Genomic DNA, 21131 nt, shown 5'->3' with positions numbered 1-21131 from the left:
AGCGGCGGTCCGATAGAGAGTGGTATGAGCGAGAGCCAGCAAAAGCGGGCGCAAAAGTGCGTCTCCTGTGGCATCAACATCGCCGGGACGAACGCGGCGGCGTTCAAGTGCCCGGACTGTGGCCAGCAGATCTACCGCTGCGCCAAGTGCCGGAAGCAGAGCAACCTCTACGAGTGTCCCGACTGCGGGTTCCGGGGGCCCTGATCATGGGGAAAGTCGCAGCCAAGATCAAGGTCATGCCCCAGAGTCCCGACGTCGACCTCGACGCGCTCCAGGAGCGCCTCGAAGGCGCCCTCTCCGAGGGGGCGAAGATCAACGGCTTCGAGCGCGACGACGTCGCGTTCGGCCTCGTCGCGCTGTTCCCGACGGTCATCGTCCCCGACGACTCCGGCGGAACCGAGGCCGTCGAGGAGGCCTTCACCGAGGTCGAGGGCGTCGAGTCCGTCTCCGTCGAGAACGTCGGCCGCATCTAGGCCGTCCCTTCTTTCGGTTCGTTCAGTTCGTGAGCAGTGACGACAGACGCGACACGGCGTTCGAGAAAACGGGAACGGACGTTTTATTAGGGCGAGCGGACAAGCGAACCGCACGAATGCCGAGTTCGAACGGACCCAAGAAAGGAACCCGGAACAAGCTCAAGAACACCCCCCGCGAACGGGGCACCAGCCCGCCGCAGCGCGCCATCGAGGAGTTCGAGACCGACGAGAAAGTCCACCTCAAGACGGACCCCTCCGTGTCGGACGGTCGATTCCACCCGCGCTTCGACGGCCAGACCGGTACCGTCGTCGGCAAGCAGGGAGACGCCTTCAAGGTGCAGATCAACGACGGCGGCAAGGAGAAGACGATCATCGTCACCGCTGCGCACCTTCGACACCAGGAGTAAGGGATGACCATCTTCAAAAAGAAGCTCGACGAGGAGTACCTGACCCTCGCCGAGACGAAGGAGATCCTCGAAGACATCGAGGCCGACCGCGCGGTCGACGAGGAGCGCGAGATGCGCTACGAGCTCGCGCGCGCCATCGAGCACGTCAACCGCTTCGCCGAACTCGACGTCGAGGAGGCCGACGAGTTCGTCGACCAGCTCCGGGAACTGGAGAAGGTCGACGAGGCGACGGCCTACAAGATCGCGAACCTCCGACCGCTGGACCGCGACGAACTCCGGGCGGTCTTCGCCCAGGAACGGTACTCCCTGTCCGGAGACGAACTCGACGAGATTCTCAACGTCGTCAAGCAGTACGCCTGAGGCGTCTCGTCCGTTAGTTCTCGGAGTTCGTCCGATTACCGTCGCCGATTCTCCCGACTCGTCGCCCGCTCTGGCTCCCGGCCCGCCGAACGAGACGGTGCACGACCGATCCCGAGACCGCCGTCCGGAACCCCTATGCCCGGCCGTCGCCTGCCGTCGGACGTGTCCCTCGACGTGTCGCTCGGGCGCGGCATCACGCTCGATTTCGCCGACGGCGAGACGTTCGTCTTCGACGGGAGCGACGAGGGCGACGTCACCGTCCTGAGTCACGCCCACGGCGACCACACCACCAGCGCGAACCCCGGGGAGCTCGTCTGTTCTCCCCTCACGGCGGCGCTCGCGACCGAGCGCCGGAACCTGGCGAACCCGCTCGAAGCCGGGAGCCATCCCGACGTCGACCTCCGGCCCGCCGGCCACGTCGCCGGGTCGCGGGCCGCCTACGTCACCGACCCAGCGAGCGGCCGCACGGTCTGCTACACCGGCGACGTCTGCACCCGCGACCGACTGTTCCTCGACGGCTTCGACCCGCGCCCGGCGGACGACCTGATCGTAGAGACGACGTACGGAACTCCCGAGTACCGGCTGCCGCCCACCGAGGAGGTGTTCGCCGAGATCCGAGACTGGCTCCGGGAGACGATGGACAGGGTCGTCCTCCTCTACGGGTACGCCCTCGGGCGAGCGCAGAAACTCCAGGTGCTGGCGAACGAGGGCGGCCGGGACCGAGTGTTCGTCACCGACGCCGTCGCCGACGTCAACCGGGTGATCGAGACCCATCGCGACGTCTCGTTCGGGGTCGACCGACTCGACGCGGACGTGGACCTCCGCCCGGGCGACGCCGTCGTGGTGCCGCCCCACGAGAAGCGCCGGGGGTTCGTCGACGGCCTCGTCGGCGAGTCCGAGGCCGTCGACGCTGGCTTCTCGGGCTGGGCCGTGGACAGTTCCTACCGGTACCGGCGGGGGTACGACGTCGCCTTCCCCCTCTCGGACCACTGCGACTTCGGCGAACTGGAAGCACTCGTCGAAGCTGTCGACCCGGAACGGGTCTTCACCCATCACGGCTTCGCCGACGAGTTCGCGCGACACGTCACCGCGGCGTTCGGCGTCGAGAGTCGAGCCCTGAAACGCGACCAGCACACGCTCGCCGATTTCTGACTGCCGGCGAAGCGAGCGCTACTCCCGCCGGACGGTACCGTCCCCCCGAAACCTCCGCACTCCGGACCCTCGCCATTAAGTGGGTTCTAGACATACCATCCGCCATGAACGATTCCGAGGGGGGCGACAGTGGCGAGACGGTGGTCCTGCTGGACTTCCTGCCCCACGGGAAGTCCGACGACGACCGTCCGCAGTACCAGAAACAGCCGCTGGCCTACGCCATGGGGATAGCGGACTTTCGCCTCTACGAGGCCGTGGTCGCCGAGGACGCCGGCGTCAACATCGGCGACCGGCTCGGCATCGAGAGCGACGCGTTCGACCGGATCCACGAGATCGAGTACGAGGAGCTCTCGGGCGGCGCCCAGTCCGAACTCGACTACGCCGTCGACGACATCGTCCACGAGGAGGAAGAGCGCTTCGTCGACTTCTACAACGACGCCCAGCCGATCACCCTGCGGCTCCACCAGCTGAATCTCCTGCCCGGTATCGGGAAGAAGCTCCGTAACACCATCCTCGACGAGCGAAAGCGCAAGCCGTTCGGTAGCTTCGACGACATCGAATCGCGGGTCAGCGGCCTCCACGATCCCGCGGAGGTACTCGTCGAGCGGATCCTCGAGGAACTCCGCGAGGACGACCTGAAGTACCGGACGTTCGCCCGCCGCGAGGAGGAAGACGAGTGACCGGCCGAACCGGAACCACGGACGACCGCGAGTTCCGTGACCCCGACGGACTGAGGCGACGCGCCGGCGTCCGGGGCGACCCGAACAAGGACCAGCACTTCCTCGTCGACGACCGCGTCCTCGACCGGCTCCCCGGCTACGCCGTACCGGACAGCGACGACGGAGACGAACCCGTAGATCCGGCCTCCCTGGACCTCGGCCACGTCCTGGAGATCGGCGCCGGGACGGGGGCGTTAACGGACCGACTGCTCGCGGCCGCGGACGAGGTCACTGTCGTCGAGCGCGACCGGAAGCTGGCGAAGTTCCTCCGCGAGGAGTTCGCCGACGCTATCGAGGCCGGCGACCTCACCGTCCTGGAGGGGGACGCGCTGGACGTCGAGCTCCCCGAGTTCGACGTCTCCGTCTCGAACCTCCCCTACGGCGCGTCGAGCGAAATCGCCTTCCGACTGTTACCGCTGGGCAAGCCCCTCGTCCTGATGTTCCAGAAGGAGTTCGCCGAGCGGATGGCCGCCGACCCCGGGACGGACGACTACGGTCGACTCTCCGTCACCGCTGGGCACTACGCCGACGTGGAGGTCGTCGAGATAGTGCCGGCGGAGGCCTTCGACCCGAAGCCCCGGGTCGAGAGCGCCGTCGTCCGGACGACGCCACGGGACCCCGACTACGACGTTCCCGACGACGCGTTCTTCCTCGAGTTCCTGAAGGCCGTCTTCACCCAGCGCCGGAAGACGATGCGCAACGCCGTCCGGAACACTGCCCACATCTCTGGGCTGGGGGATCCAGACGCCGTCGTCGAGGCCGCCGACGAGGAGCTGATGAGCAAACGGGCCGGCGAACTCCCGCCGGCGACCTTCGCCGACCTGGCGTCGCTGGCCTACGAAGTCGGCGAGCCGGGCGGATACTGATGGCGCTGTCACGATGAGCGACGGAGACGAGAATTCGGACGGAGAGGGACCACAGGGCGGCGACCGACCGTCACTCGCCGACCGCCGCGAGACGCCCGACGTCTACCAGCCCGCAGAGGACTCGCACTTGCTCGCCACGGCCGCTCGCGAGCGTGTGAGCGCGGGCGACCGCGCGCTCGACGTCGGGACCGGGTCGGGCTACGTCGCCAGCGCGCTCGCCGATGCGGGCGCCACCGTCGTCGCCTCGGACCTGAACCCCGCCGCCTGCGAACAGGCGGCCGAACGGGGACTCCCCGTGGTTCGGGCCGACCTGCTCGGCCCGTTCCGCGACGGCGCGTTCGACGTCGTCACCTTCAACCCACCGTACCTCCCGACGGACCCGGACAACGAGTGGGGCGACTGGATGGAGAGGGCGCTCTCCGGTGGCGAGGACGGCCGCGCCGCCATCGACCCGTTCCTCGACGACCTGGACCGGGTGCTGGCCCCCGACGGCGCCGCCTACCTCCTCGTGAGTTCACTCACCGACCCGGACGCCGTCCGGGAACGCGCGACGGCGAACGGGCTAACGGCGACAGAAGTCGACCGGGAGTCCCATCCCTTCGAGACGTTGCTGGTGTTGCGGCTCTCGCTCGCCGGGGAGTGATAGTGGTGGTTGTAATTCTTTACCGGTGTCTCTTCGCAACCGGCCGGTTCAGCTCCGGTCACCGCTGGTAGTATCTGCCTCCTGAAGATAGTTACAATCACCACTATGAGGGTCGGCAGCCATCGCGCCGCGTTCGACCCGCGATTTGATGACAGTTCCCTGCGACGTTCCGGGTGATGCCCGACGGACTGATGACCGACGGAGGCGGCTCCACTCGCGTGACGTTCGGCGTCTTCCTGTTGCTCGCCTTCGGCTGGTCGTGGGCGTTCTGGGGACCCGAGGCGCTGGTCGCGACCGGGTACCTCCGGCGTTTTCCGACCCTGCCCGCGCTCGGTGCGTTCGGTCCGTCGATAGCCGGCGTGGTCGTGATCGGCTGGCGACGCGGGCGCTCCGGGCTGGTCGAACTGGGTCGGCGAGCGGTCGACGTCGGCTTCCCCCGGTGGCTCTGGCTGGCGATCCTCGGACTATTTCCCGCCCTCGCGCTCGTCGCGGCGCTGGTCGCCAGATTCTCGGGTGGCGATCTCCCGACCCCGCCCTGGGCCGGACAAACCCTGGCCGTCCCGATCGCCTTCGCGTACATCCTCTTCCTCGGTGGCCCCCTCCAGGAGGAGCTGGGGTGGCGAGGGTACGCGCTCGACCCGCTGGTCGACCGGTTCGGCGCCGTCGGCGGGAGCGTCGTCCTCGGCCTCCTCTGGGGGTGCTGGCACCTGCCGCTGTTCTACGTCCCCGGTATGACGATCTACTACCAGAAACCGGTCTGGGGGTTCGTCGCGTCCATCGTCATGCTGACCGTCGTGATGACCTGGCTCTACGACCGGACCGGCGGGAGCCTCCTCGCGATGCTGCTCGTGCACACGTCGTTCAACTGGACGACGTGGCTGATCCCCGTACTGGAGACGGACCCGGGATCGCTCGCGTTCGTCGTCGGGCAGTTGGTCGTCACCGCCGTCGTCGTCGTCGCGTGGCGCCCATCGCGGCCGTTACGGTGGCCGCTCGGAACGACGTGAATAACTGCCGCGCATCAGATCGAATGGCAAATATTAAAGCCCGTCATTTCGTATCGCTATCCAATGACGCAGGTAGTCTCCACGACGCCCGGCCTGTTCCCGTTACCCGACTGGGCGAAGGACGAACTGTCCGACCTGAAAGGACACCAGAAGACCGACCTCATCAGCGGCGACGAGTCCGCCGAGGTAGCGGACGCGTACGACCGCGCTCGCCGTGAGGTCCTCGACGTACAGACCGACGCCGGCCTCGACCGCGTCGTCGAGGGCCAGCTCCGCTGGGACGACATGATCGCCCACCCGCTGGCCGTCGCCGACTCCGTCGACACCCGCGGCATCGTCCGCTACTACGACAACAACAACTTCTACAGGGAGCCGGTCGTCACCGGCGACCTCGAAGCGACCGGTGACGTCGCTGCCGAACTCGACGCCGCCGCGGAACACGTCGATTCGGGACTTCAGGCCGTCCTCCCGGGCCCGTACTCGCTGGCCGACCTGGCGACCGACGAGCACTACGGCGACGAGGCCGCGTTCCTCGACGCCGTCGCGGAGTTCCTGGCCGACGAGGCCAGGCAGTTCCCCGACGTCGAGACGCTGTTCCTGCTCGAACCCTCGCTCGTCGAGAACGCGCCCGGCGACGGCGCAGACGAGCGGGCCAGCGAGGCCATCGACCGGGTCGCGAACGCAGTCGACGCCGACGTCGTCGCCCACACCTACTGGGGCGCCATCGAGGAGAAGGTGTACGCCCACCTCATGGACGCCGACGTCGACGCCATCGGCTTCGACCTGATCGCCGACCACGAGCAGACCGTCTACAACGTCCAGGAGTACGGCACCAAGGAATCGGTCGCGCTCGGCCTCGTCGACGGGCAGAACACGCTCGTCGAGACGCCCGAGACTATCCGTGAGCGCATCGACTGGTTCGCGGACCAGACGGCCGGCGACTACGACACCGTCTACGCGACGGCGAACACGGAGCTGTTCTACCTGCCGGTGAACAAGTTCGAAGCCAAGCTGTCTGCCCTCGCAGACGCCGCGGAACTCGAGGAGGTGCAAGCCTGATGACTGGACCACGAGAGCAATTCCGACCGGAGGACCACCCGAACGACCACTTCCTGCTGACGACCGTCGTCGGCTCCTACCCCAAGCCCAAGTGGCACGACCGCGCCCGCGAGCTGTTCGAGGACGAGGACGCCGACTTCGGGAGTGACGAGTGGGAGGAAGCCAAGGACGACGCCTCGCGGCTCATCACCGAAGAGCACGAGCGCTCGGGCCTCGACGTCGTCGTCGACGGCGAGATGCGCCGCAACGAGATGGTCGAGTACTTCGCCGAGCGCATCGACGGCTACGAGTTCAACGGCCGCGTGAAGGTGTGGGGCCACAACTACTACGACAAGCCCAGCGTCACCGACGAGGTCGAGTACGACGAGGAGTGGCTCGTCAGCGAGTACGAGTTCACGAGTTCCGTCGCGAGCCGGCCCGTCAAGGTCCCCATCACGGGCCCCTACACGCTTGCCAACTGGGCGTTCAACGAGGTCTACGAGGACGAGGAAGCGCTGGCCTACGACCTGGCCGACCTGGTCAACGAGGAGATAGAAGCGCTCGTCGAGGCCGGCGCGCGCTACATCCAGATCGACGAGCCGGCCCTCGCGACCACGCCGGACGACCACGCCATCGTCGGTGAGTGTCTCGAACGCATCGCCGACGAGGTCCCAGACGACGTCCGCCTGGGACTCCACGTCTGTTACGGCGATTACTCCCGCATCTACCCGGAGATCCTGGAGTACCCCGTCCACGAGTTCGACCTCGAACTCGCCAACGGCGACTACGAACAGCTCGACGTGTTCAAGGCCCACGAGTTCACGAAGGACTTCGCGATGGGCGTCACGGACGTCCACGTCGCTGAAGTCGAATCGGTCGAGGAGATCAAGGAGAACATCAAGAAGGGCCTGGAGGTCGTCCCGCCGGAGCGACTCACCGTCTCGCCGGACTGTGGCGTGAAGCTGCTCCCCCGGGAGGTCGCCTACGGCAAGATGGCGAACATGGTGCAGGCCGCCCGCGAGGTCGAGGAAGAACTCGACGCCGGCGAGATCGACGTCGTCGCCGGTCCGGAAGCCAGCGCCGACTGAGCGACCCGAAGCCGATCGGTCGGCGGTCGAAACCGCCGGACTTCGCGCCGTTTTCGCGGTGGTAGAAAGTATTAATAGTACGTCACGTCTTGCTACCGATGAGAACCATGCCAGCGCAAGCTACCCAGAGCCGGGCCGAACTCTATCTCCGCGGAGACACCTACGGGACGTTCGACGCCCAGCAGGACGTGCTGAATCGCGTCCGCGCGCTGGAGACCGAGGGCGTCCTCGACGAGGCCGCGGTGGCCGGCGAGTGGCAGCGGATCCGGACGTTGAACGAGGACACCAGGGACGGAGCGATCGAGACGTATCTCGAGTTCGCCGAGTGGGCCAACCGGAACGGTCACTCGCTGGGGCCGGCGTTCGAACGACGGACTCGTTCGTACCTGGGCCTCGACCAGGTCGACGACGTCGTCGTGTTCCCCGTCGTCTCGCTGGCCGTCTACGAGGACGCGCGACTACAGGCCGTCTTTCCGTGTTCGGACCGCGACCGGGCCTACACCGTCCGCGACTGCCTGGACGCCTTCGAGCGCGACGACGCCGACTGGCTCGACCAGTTCGACGCCGTCACCGTCGACCGGGCGGGGCCTCACCTCGACACTGGACTGCAGGCCTGAATCGCTCAGTCCCGACGACTCGTTTTCCGGAGCCACTCCGCCGTCGGCTCGCTGCACGGCGGAATCGAGGCGACGCCGCCCGGAACTATTTACCGGAGGGCGGCCGACCGTTGGACAATGCCGCGGGTCATCTGCGCGGGCCACGTCAACTGGGACGTCACCCTCCGGGTCGACGACCTGCCGCCCGTCGACGGCGAAGCGACTATCTCCGAGCAGCGACAGTCGGGTGGCGGCAGCGCGTCGAACGTCGCCGTCGTCCTCGCCGGCCTCGGTGTCTCGACACACCTGCTGGGGAGCGTCGGCGACGACGAGCACGGCCGGTCGGCGCGCGAAGAACTTGAAGCGGTCGGCGTCGACACGACGCTCGTGGAAGCGCCCGACGCCGCCACGTCGGTGAAGTACCTCGTCGTCGCAGACGACGGCGAGGTGATGGTGTTCGGGAACGACGGCGCCAACGAGAGCTTCGGCCCTGGCGACTTGCCCGATAGTTCGCTCGCCGAGGCCGACCACCTCCACCTCACAGGGCAGGACCCGGACACGGCCGCCGCGTTCGCTCGGCTGGCGAACGACGTCGGGACGCCCGTCAGTTTCGACCCCGGGCGTCGGCTGGGGGACCGGACCTACGAGGAGACGCTCGCCATCGTCGACGTCGTGTTCCTGAACGAGCGCGAGGGGCGCGTTGCCGCGAGCGAGGACCTGCTCGGCGACGTCGCTGCCGTCGTCGTCAAGCGCGGCGCCGGCGGCGCTGAACTCCGGACCGGGGGAAAGACCGTGACTCACCCGGGCTACCCCGTCGACCCCGTGGACACCACCGGCGCCGGCGACGCCTTCGCGGCCGGGTTCATCGCCGGCCGGTTCGAGGGAAGCGACGAACGTGCGCTGTCGATCGGGAACGCCTGTGGCGCCCTCGCGGCGGCCCGGACCGGTGCGCGTCTGCAGGTCGACCGCGAGGCGGTCGAGGCGCTACTCGACGGAGAACAGACCGACTCGACCGACCCGTCGGCCGCAAGTGGGGTCGGTTCGGCCGGATCGGAGGACTAGAGCGAGGAAGGTCAGGGCCGGGGGAGCGACTCGACGAGCCGCTCGAACTGCTGGCGGTACTGGGCCTCGGCGCGAGCCCGGGCGAGTCCGGAATCGTCGGCGAAGGCGTCCTCGAACCCACCCATCCGCCAGAGTAGCGTCGAAAGCTGGTACAGTGGTCGGCGCTCCTCGTACCCGTCGTCGAAGGCGAACGCCCGTTCCTCGCGATAGCCGTCGTGGAGCGTCTCGCGGAGGCGGTCGCGGATAGCCGGGTCCTGGAAGGCCGAATCGATGAAGAGGAACTCCGTCTGGGCGAGGTGGTACTCCGGGTGGGCGGCCAGCACGTCCTGCCAGTCGAGCACGGCCGTGATCGGTTCCTCGAGACTGGCATCGAACAGCAGGTTCGCTGGCCGGAAGTCGTCGTGGACGAGCCGCGGGACGCCGTCTTCGGGGACCAGCGCGAGCGCCGGTTCGATGCGCTCCCGCGCTCGCTCGGCCACGTCGGCGAAGGGCGTCTCGGCCAGCGCGTCGACGTGACCCCCGATCAGCTGTTCGAAGTACTCCCGCCAGCTCCCGGTGAGGTCGCGGACGATGATCCGTTCCTGCCAGAGGTCGAGCCAGCCGAAGGCCTCGAAGGCGATCTCGGAGTGGAGGTCACCGAGCATCCGCCCCACCTGGGCGACGGCCCGCTGGCGGACGTCCATCGAGAGGTCGCCGAACCCCTCCGCGAGGTTCTGACCCTCCAGTCGGGTGGTGATGAAGTAGGGCGGCACGTCGTTGACGGGCTCTTGCTCGAAGACGAGGATCTCCGGGACGGGGACGTCGCTGCGCTCGGCGACGAAGTCGTGAATCTTCGGCTCGACGGCGAAGGAAGCCATCTCCGGGGGTTCGAACTTCACGACGACCTCGTACTCCTCGCCGGCGTACTCGAGCGTCACCATGAAGACGTCACTCTGGTGGCCACCGGTCGGCCGCTCGAACGTGAAGTCCGTGTAATCGGGGCCTGACTCCGCGAGCACGGCCTCCAGATCCGCTACTGGCGACGACACAGGAGACGCTAATCGGGGGGAGGGGAAAAAGTTGTCAGTTCCCGTTGTCCGGTACCGGACGCGACGGGCCGTGAGACTGTAATTTTCGATTACACGAACGGGCCTTTCGGCCCAGCGACGTGCGCTTCGAGACGGGGAGACCGAGGTCGCGCCACCCACGAAACTAACAACCCCGGGCTCGTTTGTAGGGGCGAGGACCACTCACGATGACCGTTCCACGCGACGTCTATCTCCCCGTTGCCGCACAGCCCAGCGTCGACACGCTGGTCGAGTTGACCCGCCGCGCCGAGGGGCTGGGCTACGAGCGGGCCTGGCTCCCCGAGACCTGGGGCCGGGACGCGGTGACCACGTTGACGAGTGTCGCCGAACGCACAGAATCGATCGGTCTCGGCATCTCCATCGCGAACGTCTACTCCCGGTCGCCCGCGCTGCTTGGCCAGACCGCCGCGACGCTCCAGGAGGTGTCGGACGGCCGGTTCCGCATCGGCCTCGGCCCCTCCGGCCCCATCGTCGTCGAGGGGTGGCACGGCGTCGACTTCGAACAGCCGCTCAAACGCACCCGGGAGGCCGTCGAGATAGTCAAGACCGTTCTCCGCGGTGACCAGCTGAACTACGACGGCGATATCTTCCAGCTCTCGGGGTTCAGACTGCGCCACGAACCGCCCGAGCCCAGGCCCGGCGTCGACGCCGGCGGGCTGGGGCCGAAGTCGGTGGAACTCGCCGGCCGGTTCGCCGACGGCTGGCACGCGCTCATGCTCACCCGCGACGGCCTGCGGGACCGGCTGGCGGACTTCGACCGCGGCGCCGAACTGGGCGACCGCGACCGGTCCGAACAGCGCGTCACGCTCTCGGTTCCCTGCTGTGTGCTCCCGGACGGCGAGCGAGCCCGCGACCTCGTCAGACAGCACGTCGCCTTCTACGTCGGCGGGATGGGGACGTTCTACAGGGACTCGCTGGCCCGGCAGGGCTACGAAGAGACCGCCCACACCGTCGCCGAACGGTGGGCCAACGGCGACCACGACGCCGCGACGGCCGCCATCGACGACGACCTGCTCGACGAACTCGCCGTCGCCGGGACGCCCGAGGCGTGTCGTGACCGGATCGAGCGATTTGCGGAAATCGACGGCGTCGATGCACTCTCCGTATCGTTCCCGCGGGCCGCCGAGCCCGACGACGTCGACGCGACGATGGCCGAACTCGCGCCCCAGTGACTGACCGGCGAATCTTCTTGTCGTTCTGACGCGTACGCTATCGCATGACAGATCCGGCGGACGACGGGAACGCGGTCGGGCCGGTTCGGTGCAAGGTCTGCGGCCGGGAGTTCGAGGACGACGACTCGCTCGAACACCACGTCCGGGACCAGGGACTCCTCTGGTAGTCACCGTGTTCGAACGGCCGCGCCCCTCTCGTCCGTTCACTCGATCGGGAGCCCGGTCACGTCGACGTCAGACCGACGGCCGTCGAGGACGGCAAATTGCTCTCCACGACGGTGTTCGAGCCAGTAGAGCAGTCGTTCGGCCCAGCGTAGTTTCCGCGCTTTCTCCGAATCGACGCTCGGGTCGTCGAAGTCCCACCCGGGAAAGACGAGCGAGTCAGCGCCGATGTGGTCTGCCAGGAACGCCGCGCGGTCGCCGTCGGTGAACCCGCCGAAGTTCCGGACGGGGCCGACGGGCGCCGCCTGGGTGGTCGGTATCAATCGGTCGGCGTCGCACTCGGGGACGTGCTCGCGGATCAGATCGACGTTGTCACCGTGGGCGTGGACAGCTGCTGGCGTCCCGCCGTTGGTCACCGCTTCGATAGTCTCCGGATGTTTGTCCAGGTCGGTGACGACGCAGTCGACGGCGATTCCACGGTCGAGCAGGCGGTCCGCGGCCGTCGAGGCGGCGAACACCGCGTCGGCACCGTCGACGAGTGCGAGGTCGGCTTCGAGCGACGGCCCGGCCCCAGCGACTGCGACCGTCTCGGAGTCACTACCGAACGTCGGGAGGGCTGCCTCGAAATCCGGCGGCAGTAGCTCTGCGAGGACGTCGCGAGCCCGCTCGTCGCCCGTCCGGTCGTAGCCGAAGTCAGCGAGGACGGCCTCGTAGACGGGTTCCCACTCGTCGAACTCCATAGCAGTCACTGGACGGTTCGGGCCACGATAAAGCGAAGTTTGAGCCGAAATGGCATAACCGTGTACCCCTACCCGGTTGCCCTTTCGGCCTTCATCGCTTCTTTTCGGGGCATCCGGTATAAGCTTTCTCTTACTCACACCGCCCGAGTATCAGATCGGAGACGCCAGCGGAACGAAGCCTGCGGGTCGCACCGGGTTCGAGGACGCCCATCTCGAAATATAAATCAGATATCTGTAACGTCTGTCTGACGTCCGTCGGCTGCCCTCGGGACGCCAGACCGACGGACGAGGCGGCGATCGTCGATGCTCCCTGGACGGGCCGGTGCTGCTCGCCCGAGCGGGTGTCGTAGTCGGTTCGAGCGTTCACGACCGGTTGGAGGCGAACGCGTCACCGACGCGGGCGGCGTCCACCGTCTCGGCCACGTCGTGGGTCCGGACGACGTGGGCGCCGCGGTCGATGGCCATCGACGTGGCGGCCAGCGACACCGGCAAGGCCTCCTCGGTGGTACGGCCCGCCAGGTCGCGGAGGAAGTTCTTGCGGTTGATCGAGACGAGCATCGGCTGCCCGAGTTCGCGAAACGCCGACAGACGGCGGAACGTCTCCCGGTCGTCCTCGAGCGTCTTGGCCTCGGACCAGCCGCCGAAGGCCGGGTCGACGATGGTCTTGTCGGTGAGGCCGTTCTGTTCGAGCGCGGCGTACACCTGGTCGACGTAGTCGGCCTCGTCGGCCCACGCCTGCGACCGTCGCTCTGGCCACGGCGTCTCCTCGACTGCGCCAGGGCGCTCCAGATTCGGCGGGCTGGCCATCTTCGCCACGGCGACGTCGTACTCGCGACAGACGTCGGGCATCTCGGGGTCGGCGAAGCCGCAGATGTCGTTGACCATGTCGAAGCCGCGGTCGATGGCCGCCTCGGCGACCTCGGCGTAGCGCGTCTCGATGGAGAAGACGGCGTCCCCGCTCACCGACTCCACGGCTTCGACGGCGGTGTCCAGCCGGTCGAGTTCCTGCTCTGCCGAGAGGACGTCGAAGCGCTTGTTGGCGGATTCGAGCCCGACGTCGACGATGTCGGCGCCCTCGCCGATCAGTTCCTCGTCCACGTACGCGGCGGCCTCGCCGGAGTCGTCGAAGACGCTCGGGTCGTACGGCGACTCCCGGCTGACGTTGAGGACACCCATGATCCGCGTCGGATAGTCGTCTCCGATCCCCAGCCCGGCCGCGTCGACGGCGTTCATGACTCGCCACTCGGCCTGGGACCTGTTAAGCCACCGGATATCGCCGGGGAATCCGACGACACGCTGGAGGCGCATCATCGCGCTTTTATCCGGTTCTATCCTACCCTCGGCCATGGGCAAGGTCAACATCGGACTCCGTGGCTGGCGCTTCGACGAGGACGTGGTCTTCGACGACGAGGGCCAGCTCCGCCCGCTCGGAACGATGGACCGCGACGCGCGCGACCGCATCCTCCGACTCACCGAACGCGTCGGCGACCCTTGTGACGCCTGCTGGCTGATCCACGGCGAGGAGAACGCCGAGGAGTGCAATCCGGCTGAGGTCATCTACGGCGAACCCCGGGGCGAGGTCGTCCTCTGCAGCGACCACGAGCGAGACTTCGTCTACTGGTTCCGGAACGAGGCCGACGAGGACCTGGTCGGCCACCCCGAACTGGGCGACGCCTTCCACGAGTGGTTCATGGACGGCGGGCGCGCCCCCGACGCGTTCCCGCCACTCGACCACGTCGACGAATCGCCCGACGAGGTCCCCGACGCCGGCGACCTGCACGACGAGCTCCCCGGCCTCGAACAGGAACTCCGCGAGATGGACGACGAGGACCTGGAAGCGCTCGACGTGAACCTCGACGATCTGGACGTATGACCGACGTCAGCGTCGCCGTCGTCGACGCGAAGACGCCGGGAAACGTCGGCACCATCGCACGAGCGATGAAGAACTTCGGGCTCTCCGACCTGCTCCTCGTCGACCCGCCGGAACTCGACCCCGACGGGGAGGCCTACGGCTTCGCCGGGCAGGCCCGCGAAGATATCCTCCCGAACGCCCGCGAGGTCACCTTCGACCACCTCGTCGAGAACTACCACACCGTCGGCTGCACCGCCGTCACCAACGAGGACGAGGACAGCCACGTCCGCTACCCGTTCCGGACGCCCGCCGAACTCGCCGACAGTCTCGCCGGCGTCCAGGGGGACACCGTCGTCGTGTTCGGCCGCGAGCGCGTCGGCCTGACCAACGACGAACTCGCCCGCCTCGACGAGATCTGTTCGATCCCCGCCAGCGCCGCCTACCCCGTGCTCAACCTGGGCCAGGCCGCGACCATCGTGCTGTACGAACTCCGTGAGTTGACCGTCGCGGAGACCCAGCTCCCCGAAACCGTCCACGAACGCGCGAGCGAGCGGGAGATCGAGGGCCTGTACGACCAGTTCGACCAATTCGTCGCCGCGGCGGGCCACCCAGAGGAGAAACACGCCAAGGCCGGCCGGCTCTTTCGCCGGGTGATGGGGCGCGCGCACCCGACCGGACGAGAGACCGTCACGCTCCGCGGGATTCTGCGACGGGCGACGAACAAGCTGGAGTAACAGCCAGCGGCGATTGCGTAACGGAACAGGCTGCAGCGTGCGGGATCAGGCTCGCTTCTGGATCTCTTCTCGCAGCACGTCGCTGACCGTGTCGCCGTCGGCCTTCCCGCGAAGCGCGCCCATCGCCTCGCCCATCAGCCCGGAGAAGGCGCCCATGCCCTCCTCGGCGACCTGGTCGGCGTTACGCTCGACGACCTCGGCGACGGCCTCGCGGACCTCACTCTCGTCGACGCCGCCGAGGCCCTCCTGTTCGACCGCTTCCTCGGCGGTGAGCGTCGGGTCCTCGGCCAGCGCGGTGAGCAAGTCGTTGACGCCCTCGCGCGGGACCTCCCCTTCGTGCACGAGCAGGATGGTCTCGCGGAGGTGCTCGTCGGTGAGGTGTGCGACGGGGACGTCGTCGCGCCGGAGTTCGGTAAGCGTCGACTCCAGGGTTCCTGCGGCGAGGTTCGGGTCGACCCCCTGGCCGACGAGTTCCTCGAAGAGGCGCCAGCGCTGGCCGTAGGCGACCTGTTCGGCCAGGCCCTCACCGAGGTCGAACTCGGCCTGGTAGCGCTCGGTCTTTTCGGTCAGGAGTTCCGGCGGTTCGACCTCCGTCGGGTCCGGGCGCACGGGTGGCACGTCCGTCTCGGGGTACATCCGCGCTGCGCCAGGGAGCGGTCGGAGATAGCGGGAGGTGGCGTCGTCGTTCGCGCCGCGGGTCTCCTCCGGGACGCCCTCCATCGCCGTCCTCGCCCGGTCGGCGACGGCGTCGATGGCCTGCTCGGCGGTCTGGGGGTCGTCGGCGACGATGGCGACGGCGTCCTCGGAGTCGGCGTCGACGGCGTCGCGCAGGTCGGCGACCTCGTCCTCGGTGACGCCGTAGGCCGGCAGTTCGTCGGTGTGGAAGATGCCGCCGGCGCCGTGGCGCTTCGCGTGGTCGGAGAACTCCGTCCCGAGGCGGCGGTCTGGCTGAATCTCCCGGCCGACGAGGCCGTCGAACCCTTCGAGGCGGACGGCCTCGACCTCGCCGCCGGAGGAGAGCGCGCCGCCGATGACGCCGGAGTCCGTGCCCTCGAAAACGTCGGTGACGTTCTGGGGTTCGTCGACGCTCGCTTCGCGCTCGGCGAGTTCCGATTTGATATCCAGCAGTTCGACCTGTCGGCGGACCTCGTTGCGGACGATGTCGTCGATGTCGTCGAGGCTCTGGACGCCCTTCAGTTCGATGCGGGCGCCCTCGGCGATGGAGACGTTGACGTCCTGGCGGATGGTCCCCAGGCCGCGCTTGACGTGGCCGGTCGAGCGCAGGAGCATGCCGATCTGTTCGGCTGCCTCGCGGGCCTGTTCGGGTGAGCGGATGTCGGGTTTGGTCCCGATTTCGACGAGCGGGATGCCCAGCCGGTCCAGCGAGTAGCGGACGCCGTCCTCGGTCTCTTCGACGCGCTGGGCGGACTCCTCTTCGAGCATCATGTCCTCGACGCCGACCGGGCCCTCGCTCGTCTCGATCTCGCCTTCGTTGGCGACGAGCATCGAGCGCTGGAATCCGGTGGTGTTCGAGCCGTCGACGACGATCTTTCGCATCACGTGGACGACGTCGACCAGCGTCATGTCCAGCAGCTGGGCGATCTCCATGACGACGTCCATCGCCTCGCGGTCGACCCGGTGGGGCGGCTCGTCGTCCTCCTCGACGAGGCAGGTCGAGTCGTAGCCCAGGTACTCGAACTCGCGGTCGACCATGCTCTCCTCGAGGGCGGCCTGGTCTATCTCTCCCAGTTCGCTCTTCGTCGGGTGGAGGTAGCGGGTAAACGTGCGCGTCGCCTCTCCGGGGTCACGAATATCGGTCGGACACTCACAGAAGAGTTTGGTGTCCGTGTCGAGCTGCTGGTGGATCTCCAGGCCGGCCACGAGGCCGAGATCCTCGTAATCGTACTCCGTCATTACGCGTCACTCGGCCCTCCGACGGTAAAAAACCGTCCAGTTCCCGGTAGCGGCCTCCCGTCGGGACCCACCTTTTTGCGCCCGGCCCCGAATGCTCGGCTATGCGCTGGGGGCTGCTCGCCGTCCTCGTCCTCGCAGTCACTGCCGGCTGTGGGACGTTCACGACCGCGAGCGAATCGACGGAGGCCGTGACGCCCGTGCCAGTCACCGGCGTTCCGACGGAGGAACCGACACCCACGGGTGTCGCCCCGGGGCTATTCGGCGGCGGCGTCCGGGACGTCAACCGCCTGGCCGAGGCCCACACGAACGCCATCGAGGGCGAGCGCTACGTCTGGCGCTCGGTCCGCCGGACGGACCCACTCCCGAACGTCTCCGGCCAGGAACACGTCGTCCGGCAGAACCTCAGCGTCGAGAGCGAACGACGCTACCTGTTCTACACGAATCGACGCGATCTCGCCCAGCGCGGCGACGAACGACTGCTCAACGACGTCAGCGAGTTCGCCGACGGAGAGACGGTCTATCGACGATTCGTCCCGTTCTCACAGCAAGAGTTTACCTACGCGCGACAGCCGGCCGAAGCGGCGAGTGTCCGATACGAGAGCGAGATGGCCGGGCCCATCCGGCGGTACCTGGCAGTCCCGAACGCCACCGTCGCCGAGGCCCGCGTCGACGGGGAGCCGTACTACCGCGTCCACTCCGAGCGCGAGATGGTCCCGGGATTCACGAGGGGCCGGAACTTCTCGGCCACCGCGCTGGTCTCACCCGAGGGTTTCGTCAGGGCGATGAACGTCTCGTACGTCGTCGACCGGCCCGATCGAGTCGTCACCGTCGAGTACTCCTTCCGGTACGAACGGCGCGACGACGTTTCGGTCGACCGACCCGGCTGGGTCGACGAGCAGTGGCCCCAGGCGGCGACCGAGAGCGAACGACGGCTGTCCCACCTGCGGGTCGACGACGACGGTGAGTAAAAGCCCGACTCCAGCATTTATTGCTCCAGGACCCGCCAGTACACAGGTAATGGGCTGGCGGTTCTTCGGTACAGTCGGTCTGGTCGTCCTCGCGGTCACCGCCGGTTGCGGGTCGCTGACCGACAGCTCCACGGAGACGACGACCGTAACGCCGGCACCGGTACCGACGCCCTCGCCGAGCCCCGAGGAACCGGGCGGATCCCTCGCCCCCGGACTGGACGCGTCGGGCGTCACCGACGCCGGTTCTCTCGCGCGGTCTCACGCCGAGATCACTGACGGGACGAGCTACCGAATGGATGGGACGAGATCCGTCGTCCACCAGTTCGGAAACACGACGGCAGAGAGCGCCGTGGCCCGACGGCTCACGTACGAGAACGCGTCCAGGTACCACCTGGCGGCCGACCCGTACGAGACGGTGATCGACGGCCGCATCCAGAGCCTCGACAACCACGAGAACTACGTCGACGGCGACGTCGCTTATCGAACCTGGCGAACCGACGACGGCCGGGTCGTCCGCAAAAACGCATCCGCGGGCGGGCGCCCCGCCGAAGCCGACCTCGTGACCGTCGCGATACGTCGATATCTCCGTCTCGAAAACGAGACCGTCTCACGCATCGACGTCGGTGAGGGTACGCACTACGAAGTCGTCGGCACGCGCCCGACGTTGCCGCGGTACGGTGCCCTCGACTCCTATCGCGCGCGTGCCGTCGTGCGTTCGGACGGGTTCGTCCGGAGCCTGAACGTCACGTTCACCGTCCGGCGGAACGACGAGCGGATCGACGTCCGCGACAACGTCACGTACCGACAGGTCGGGACGGCGACGGTCACCGAACCGAAGTGGGTCACCGACGACGTGAACGAGTCGACGAGGACCGACGCCTAGTCGTCGCCGAGGATGACGCGCTCGGTCATCTTCGCCGGGTCCAGCACCGCGTCGACCTCGTCCTCGTCGAGGTAGCCCTCTTCGAGGACGACTTCGCGGATGGTCTTGCCCTCTGCCAGGGCCTGCTTGGCGACCTTGCTGGCCTTGTCGTAGCCGATGGCGGGGTTGAGCGCCGTGGCCAGCGCCATGCTCTGCTGGACGCGCTCGGCGCAGTGCTCGCGGTCGGCCTCGAGTTTGGCGACGAACTTCTCGGCGAACACCTCGCTGCCGTTGGCGATCAGGCGCGCGGACTGGAGGAAGTTGCTCGCGAGGACGGGCTTGTAGAGGTTGAGGTCGATCTGGCCCTCGGCCGCGCCGGCAGACACCGCGGCGTCGTTGCCGACGACCTGCTTGTGGACCTGGTTGACCGCCTCGGCGACGACGGGGTTGATCTTCCCGGGCATGATGGAAGAACCGGGCTGGTTCTCGGGCTGGTCTATCTCGCCCAGTCCGTTCCGGGGGCCGGACGCGAGCAGGCGCAGGTCGTTGGCGATCTTGTTGAGGCTCCCCGCGACCGTCTCCAGCGCGCCGTGGGCCTCGTTCATCGCGTCGTGGGCCGCCTGGGCCTCGAAGTGGTTGTCGGCCTCACGGAACTCGACGCCGGTCTCCTCCGACATGTACTCCGCTGCCTTCGCAGGGAACTCGGGGTGGGTGTTCAGCCCGGTCCCGACGGCGGTCCCGCCCAGGGCCAGCTCCGAGAGGTGCTCACGCGTCCCCTCGACGCGCTCGATGCCCTTCTCGATCTGGGTCCGGTAACCCGAGAACTCCTGGCCGAGCGTGATCGGCGTCGCGTCCTGGAGGTGGGTGCGGCCGGTCTTGACCACGTCGTCGAACTCCTCTTCCTTCGCTTCGAGCGCGTCACGCAGCGTCGCCAGCGCGGGGAGGACGTCCTTCTCGACGGCCTCCAGGGAAGCGACGTGCATCGCGGTCGGGATGACGTCGTTGCTCGACTGGCCGAAGTTGACGTGGTCGTTGGGGTGGATCTCGCGCGTCCCGATTTCGCCGCCGTAGATCTCGGTAGCGCGGTTGGCGATGACCTCGTTCGCGTTCATGTTCGAGGACGTGCCCGACCCGGTCTGGAACACGTCGACGGGGAACTGGTCGTCGTGCTGGCCGGCGATGACCTCGTCGGCGGCCTCGACGATTGCCTCTGCTTTGTCGTCGGGGACCGTCCCGAGGTCGTTGTTGGCCAGCGCGGCCGCCTTCTTGACGACACCGAGCGCGCGCACGAAGCGCCGCCCGAAGGTGACGTTCGAGATCGGGAAGTTCTCGACGGCGCGCTGGGTCTGGGCGCCCCAGTACGCGTCCGCCGGCACCTGCATCTCTCCGAGACTGTCGCGTTCGGTCCGGAACTCGTCGCTCATGACACGTGAGACGTCGCTCGCATGCGCGTAAAAGCCACCGTTTCGCGGCCGATGAGAGATATCTGGTTACCGAAATTTTTGCGTGATGCGGTCGTAGATCGCCTATGAAAACGGTCGCGATCGACCCGGTCGAACCGGCCGACGTGGGAAGCATCGCAGAAAAACGGTCGCTCGGCGACGCTATCGGGACGACGGACGTTGCCATCAACCACTACCGGCTTGCGCCGGGTGACAGACTCGCGGGGCTACACGCGCACGCCGACCAGGAAGAGATATTCGTGGTGCTCGATGGGACGCTCACCGTCGAAACGCTCGAGGGAGTGATCACCGTCACCGCTGGCGAAGCAGTTCGGTTCGAACCCGGCGAACACCAGTCCGGCAAGAACGACGCCGACCGTGACGCGGTAGTGCTCGCGCTCGGTGCTCCCCGCGACACGACCGAGCTACTGATTCCGGTCGCCTGTCCGGAGTGCGGCCACGACGAACAGCGGCTGGTGAGGAACGAGACCGGCGGTGCGCTGGTCTGTGACGAGTGCGGGGCCGAGTCCCGGCCCAGGTGTCCGGAGTGTGGCGGGCAGGACTTGCAGGCAGTGCTCGGCGACGACGGCGAGACTCCGGTCTCGAAGTGCAAAACGTGCGGTACGGAGTGGAAGTAAGGCACTCCGTAGTGGCGTGGTATAAATGACAAAAACCCCCGAACAGCGCAGTGGCTGTTCGAGGGTTGAAATAGTGGCGTCCGAATTGGACGCCGAGTATGAGTGGCAGGCGGCGAATCGAGTTTCCCAGAGGTTCGCACACTCCAGTACTCACCGAAACGCAGGCGGG

General features: G+C 67.6%; 24 protein-coding genes and 1 pseudogene. 20 read left to right on the top strand and 5 right to left on the bottom strand.

Translation table 11 applies throughout. The features are described 5' to 3' along the window. The first annotated feature begins 24 nt into the window (after positions 1-24). The 13 genes from BM337_RS13760 (at position 25) to BM337_RS13700 (ending at position 9411) form a co-directional block, all read left to right on the top strand. Positions 25-204, top strand: coding sequence for an HVO_2753 family zinc finger protein (locus BM337_RS13760; protein ID WP_089817230.1), 180 nt, complete (start codon positions 25-27; stop codon positions 202-204). Positions 205-206: 2 nt separating this feature from the next. Beyond that, the gene (locus tag BM337_RS13755; protein ID WP_089817229.1) at positions 207-473 is read left to right on the top strand and encodes an elongation factor 1-beta; all 267 of its coding nucleotides are present in this window, start codon (positions 207-209) and stop codon (positions 471-473) included. A gap of 116 nt (positions 474-589) precedes the next feature. Then, entirely contained in the window at positions 590-880 is a 291-nt protein-coding gene (locus BM337_RS13750; protein ID WP_089817228.1) for a 50S ribosomal protein L21e, read from the top strand. Positions 881-883: 3 nt separating this feature from the next. Further along, positions 884-1240, top strand: coding sequence for an RNA polymerase Rpb4 family protein (locus tag BM337_RS13745; RefSeq protein ID WP_089817227.1), 357 nt, complete (start codon positions 884-886; stop codon positions 1238-1240). 162 nt (positions 1241-1402) lie between these two features. Beyond that, on the top strand, positions 1403-2392 hold the full coding sequence (locus tag BM337_RS13740; RefSeq protein WP_218155571.1) for an mRNA 3'-end processing factor: 990 nt from the start codon (positions 1403-1405) through the stop codon (positions 2390-2392). Between the two features lie 104 nt (positions 2393-2496). Beyond that, on the top strand, positions 2497-3072 hold the full coding sequence (locus tag BM337_RS13735) for a DUF655 domain-containing protein (RefSeq protein ID WP_089817225.1): 576 nt from the start codon (positions 2497-2499) through the stop codon (positions 3070-3072). After that, the gene (locus tag BM337_RS13730; protein ID WP_089817224.1) at positions 3069-3977 is read left to right on the top strand and encodes a 16S ribosomal RNA methyltransferase A; all 909 of its coding nucleotides are present in this window, start codon (positions 3069-3071) and stop codon (positions 3975-3977) included. Before BM337_RS13735 ends, BM337_RS13730 begins: the two co-directional genes overlap by 4 nt. A gap of 13 nt (positions 3978-3990) precedes the next feature. Further along, entirely contained in the window at positions 3991-4620 is a 630-nt protein-coding gene (locus BM337_RS13725; protein WP_089817223.1) for a HemK2/MTQ2 family protein methyltransferase, read from the top strand. 176 nt (positions 4621-4796) lie between these two features. Next, a complete protein-coding gene (locus tag BM337_RS13720) occupies positions 4797-5627 on the top strand; it encodes a CPBP family intramembrane glutamic endopeptidase (protein ID WP_089817222.1) in 831 nt (276 codons plus the stop codon). Positions 5628-5690: 63 nt separating this feature from the next. Then, positions 5691-6686, top strand: a complete 996-nt coding sequence (locus BM337_RS13715) for a 5-methyltetrahydropteroyltriglutamate--homocysteine methyltransferase (protein WP_089817221.1) — start codon at positions 5691-5693, stop codon at positions 6684-6686. Further along, positions 6686-7753: a methionine synthase gene (locus tag BM337_RS13710; RefSeq protein ID WP_089817220.1), complete on the top strand. Its 1068-nt coding sequence runs from the start codon at positions 6686-6688 to the stop codon at positions 7751-7753. The genes BM337_RS13715 and BM337_RS13710 overlap by 1 nt, the downstream gene beginning before the upstream one ends. Positions 7754-7851: 98 nt before the next feature. Further along, positions 7852-8370 (top strand): HTH domain-containing protein, encoded by a 519-nt coding sequence (locus tag BM337_RS13705; RefSeq protein WP_245778677.1) that lies wholly within the window; start codon positions 7852-7854, stop codon positions 8368-8370. A gap of 117 nt (positions 8371-8487) precedes the next feature. Further along, on the top strand, positions 8488-9411 hold the full coding sequence (locus tag BM337_RS13700; protein WP_089817218.1) for an ATP-dependent ribose-1-phosphate kinase: 924 nt from the start codon (positions 8488-8490) through the stop codon (positions 9409-9411). Between the two features lie 11 nt (positions 9412-9422). Here BM337_RS13700 and BM337_RS13695 read toward each other — a convergent pair whose 3' ends face one another. Next, a complete protein-coding gene (locus tag BM337_RS13695) occupies positions 9423-10439 on the bottom strand; it encodes a phosphotransferase family protein (RefSeq protein WP_089817217.1) in 1017 nt (338 codons plus the stop codon). A 206-nt stretch (positions 10440-10645) separates the two neighbouring features. On the opposite strand from BM337_RS13695, the gene BM337_RS13690 reads away from it, so the two are divergent. Then, positions 10646-11650 (top strand): TIGR04024 family LLM class F420-dependent oxidoreductase, encoded by a 1005-nt coding sequence (locus BM337_RS13690; protein ID WP_089817216.1) that lies wholly within the window; start codon positions 10646-10648, stop codon positions 11648-11650. 44 nt (positions 11651-11694) lie between these two features. Further along, complete coding sequence (locus BM337_RS21765) at positions 11695-11817, top strand: hypothetical protein (protein ID WP_281244904.1); 123 nt, start codon at positions 11695-11697, stop codon at positions 11815-11817. A 36-nt stretch (positions 11818-11853) separates the two neighbouring features. Here the strand turns inward: BM337_RS21765 and BM337_RS13685 are convergent, their stop codons facing one another. Both BM337_RS13685 and folP read right to left on the bottom strand, forming a co-directional pair. Next, complete coding sequence (locus BM337_RS13685) at positions 11854-12552, bottom strand: 6-hydroxymethylpterin diphosphokinase MptE-like protein (protein WP_089817215.1); 699 nt, start codon at positions 12550-12552, stop codon at positions 11854-11856. Between the two features lie 366 nt (positions 12553-12918). Beyond that, a pseudogene (folP, locus tag BM337_RS13675) lies at positions 12919-13785 on the bottom strand (dihydropteroate synthase); the annotation flags it as partial. 112 nt (positions 13786-13897) lie between these two features. Here folP and BM337_RS13670 point away from each other — a divergent pair. Together BM337_RS13670 and BM337_RS13665 are read left to right on the top strand one after the other, a co-directional pair. After that, positions 13898-14425, top strand: a complete 528-nt coding sequence (locus BM337_RS13670; RefSeq protein ID WP_089817213.1) for a DUF8114 family protein — start codon at positions 13898-13900, stop codon at positions 14423-14425. Next, positions 14422-15138 (top strand): RNA methyltransferase, encoded by a 717-nt coding sequence (locus tag BM337_RS13665; RefSeq protein ID WP_089817212.1) that lies wholly within the window; start codon positions 14422-14424, stop codon positions 15136-15138. Before BM337_RS13670 ends, BM337_RS13665 begins: the two co-directional genes overlap by 4 nt. 45 nt (positions 15139-15183) lie before the next feature. Here the strand turns inward: BM337_RS13665 and gatE are convergent, their stop codons facing one another. Then, positions 15184-17052 carry a Glu-tRNA(Gln) amidotransferase subunit GatE gene (gene gatE / locus BM337_RS13660; RefSeq protein WP_089817211.1) on the bottom strand — a complete coding sequence of 623 codons (1869 nt, stop codon included), beginning with the start codon at positions 17050-17052 and terminating at the stop codon, positions 15184-15186. 101 nt (positions 17053-17153) lie between these two features. On the opposite strand from gatE, the gene BM337_RS13655 reads away from it, so the two are divergent. Both BM337_RS13655 and BM337_RS13650 read left to right on the top strand, forming a co-directional pair. Next, a complete protein-coding gene (locus BM337_RS13655) occupies positions 17154-18020 on the top strand; it encodes a hypothetical protein (protein ID WP_089817210.1) in 867 nt (288 codons plus the stop codon). 49 nt (positions 18021-18069) lie between these two features. Next, positions 18070-18903 carry a hypothetical protein gene (locus BM337_RS13650; protein ID WP_089817209.1) on the top strand — a complete coding sequence of 278 codons (834 nt, stop codon included), beginning with the start codon at positions 18070-18072 and terminating at the stop codon, positions 18901-18903. On the opposite strand, the gene BM337_RS13645 is transcribed toward BM337_RS13650, so the two are convergent. Then, positions 18900-20306, bottom strand: coding sequence for a class II fumarate hydratase (locus BM337_RS13645; RefSeq protein WP_089817208.1), 1407 nt, complete (start codon positions 20304-20306; stop codon positions 18900-18902). The two genes, BM337_RS13650 and BM337_RS13645, sit on opposite strands and share 4 nt — an antisense overlap. A 104-nt stretch (positions 20307-20410) precedes the next feature. On the opposite strand from BM337_RS13645, the gene BM337_RS13640 reads away from it, so the two are divergent. Beyond that, positions 20411-20962: a cupin domain-containing protein gene (locus BM337_RS13640; RefSeq protein ID WP_089817207.1), complete on the top strand. Its 552-nt coding sequence runs from the start codon at positions 20411-20413 to the stop codon at positions 20960-20962. The last annotated feature ends 169 nt before the right edge of the window (positions 20963-21131 follow it).

The sequence above is a fragment of the Halomicrobium zhouii genome, from assembly GCF_900114435.1.
Taxonomy (GTDB): Archaea; Halobacteriota; Halobacteria; order Halobacteriales; family Haloarculaceae; genus Halomicrobium; species Halomicrobium zhouii.
This window is presented reverse-complemented; position numbering and strand designations above follow the sequence as displayed.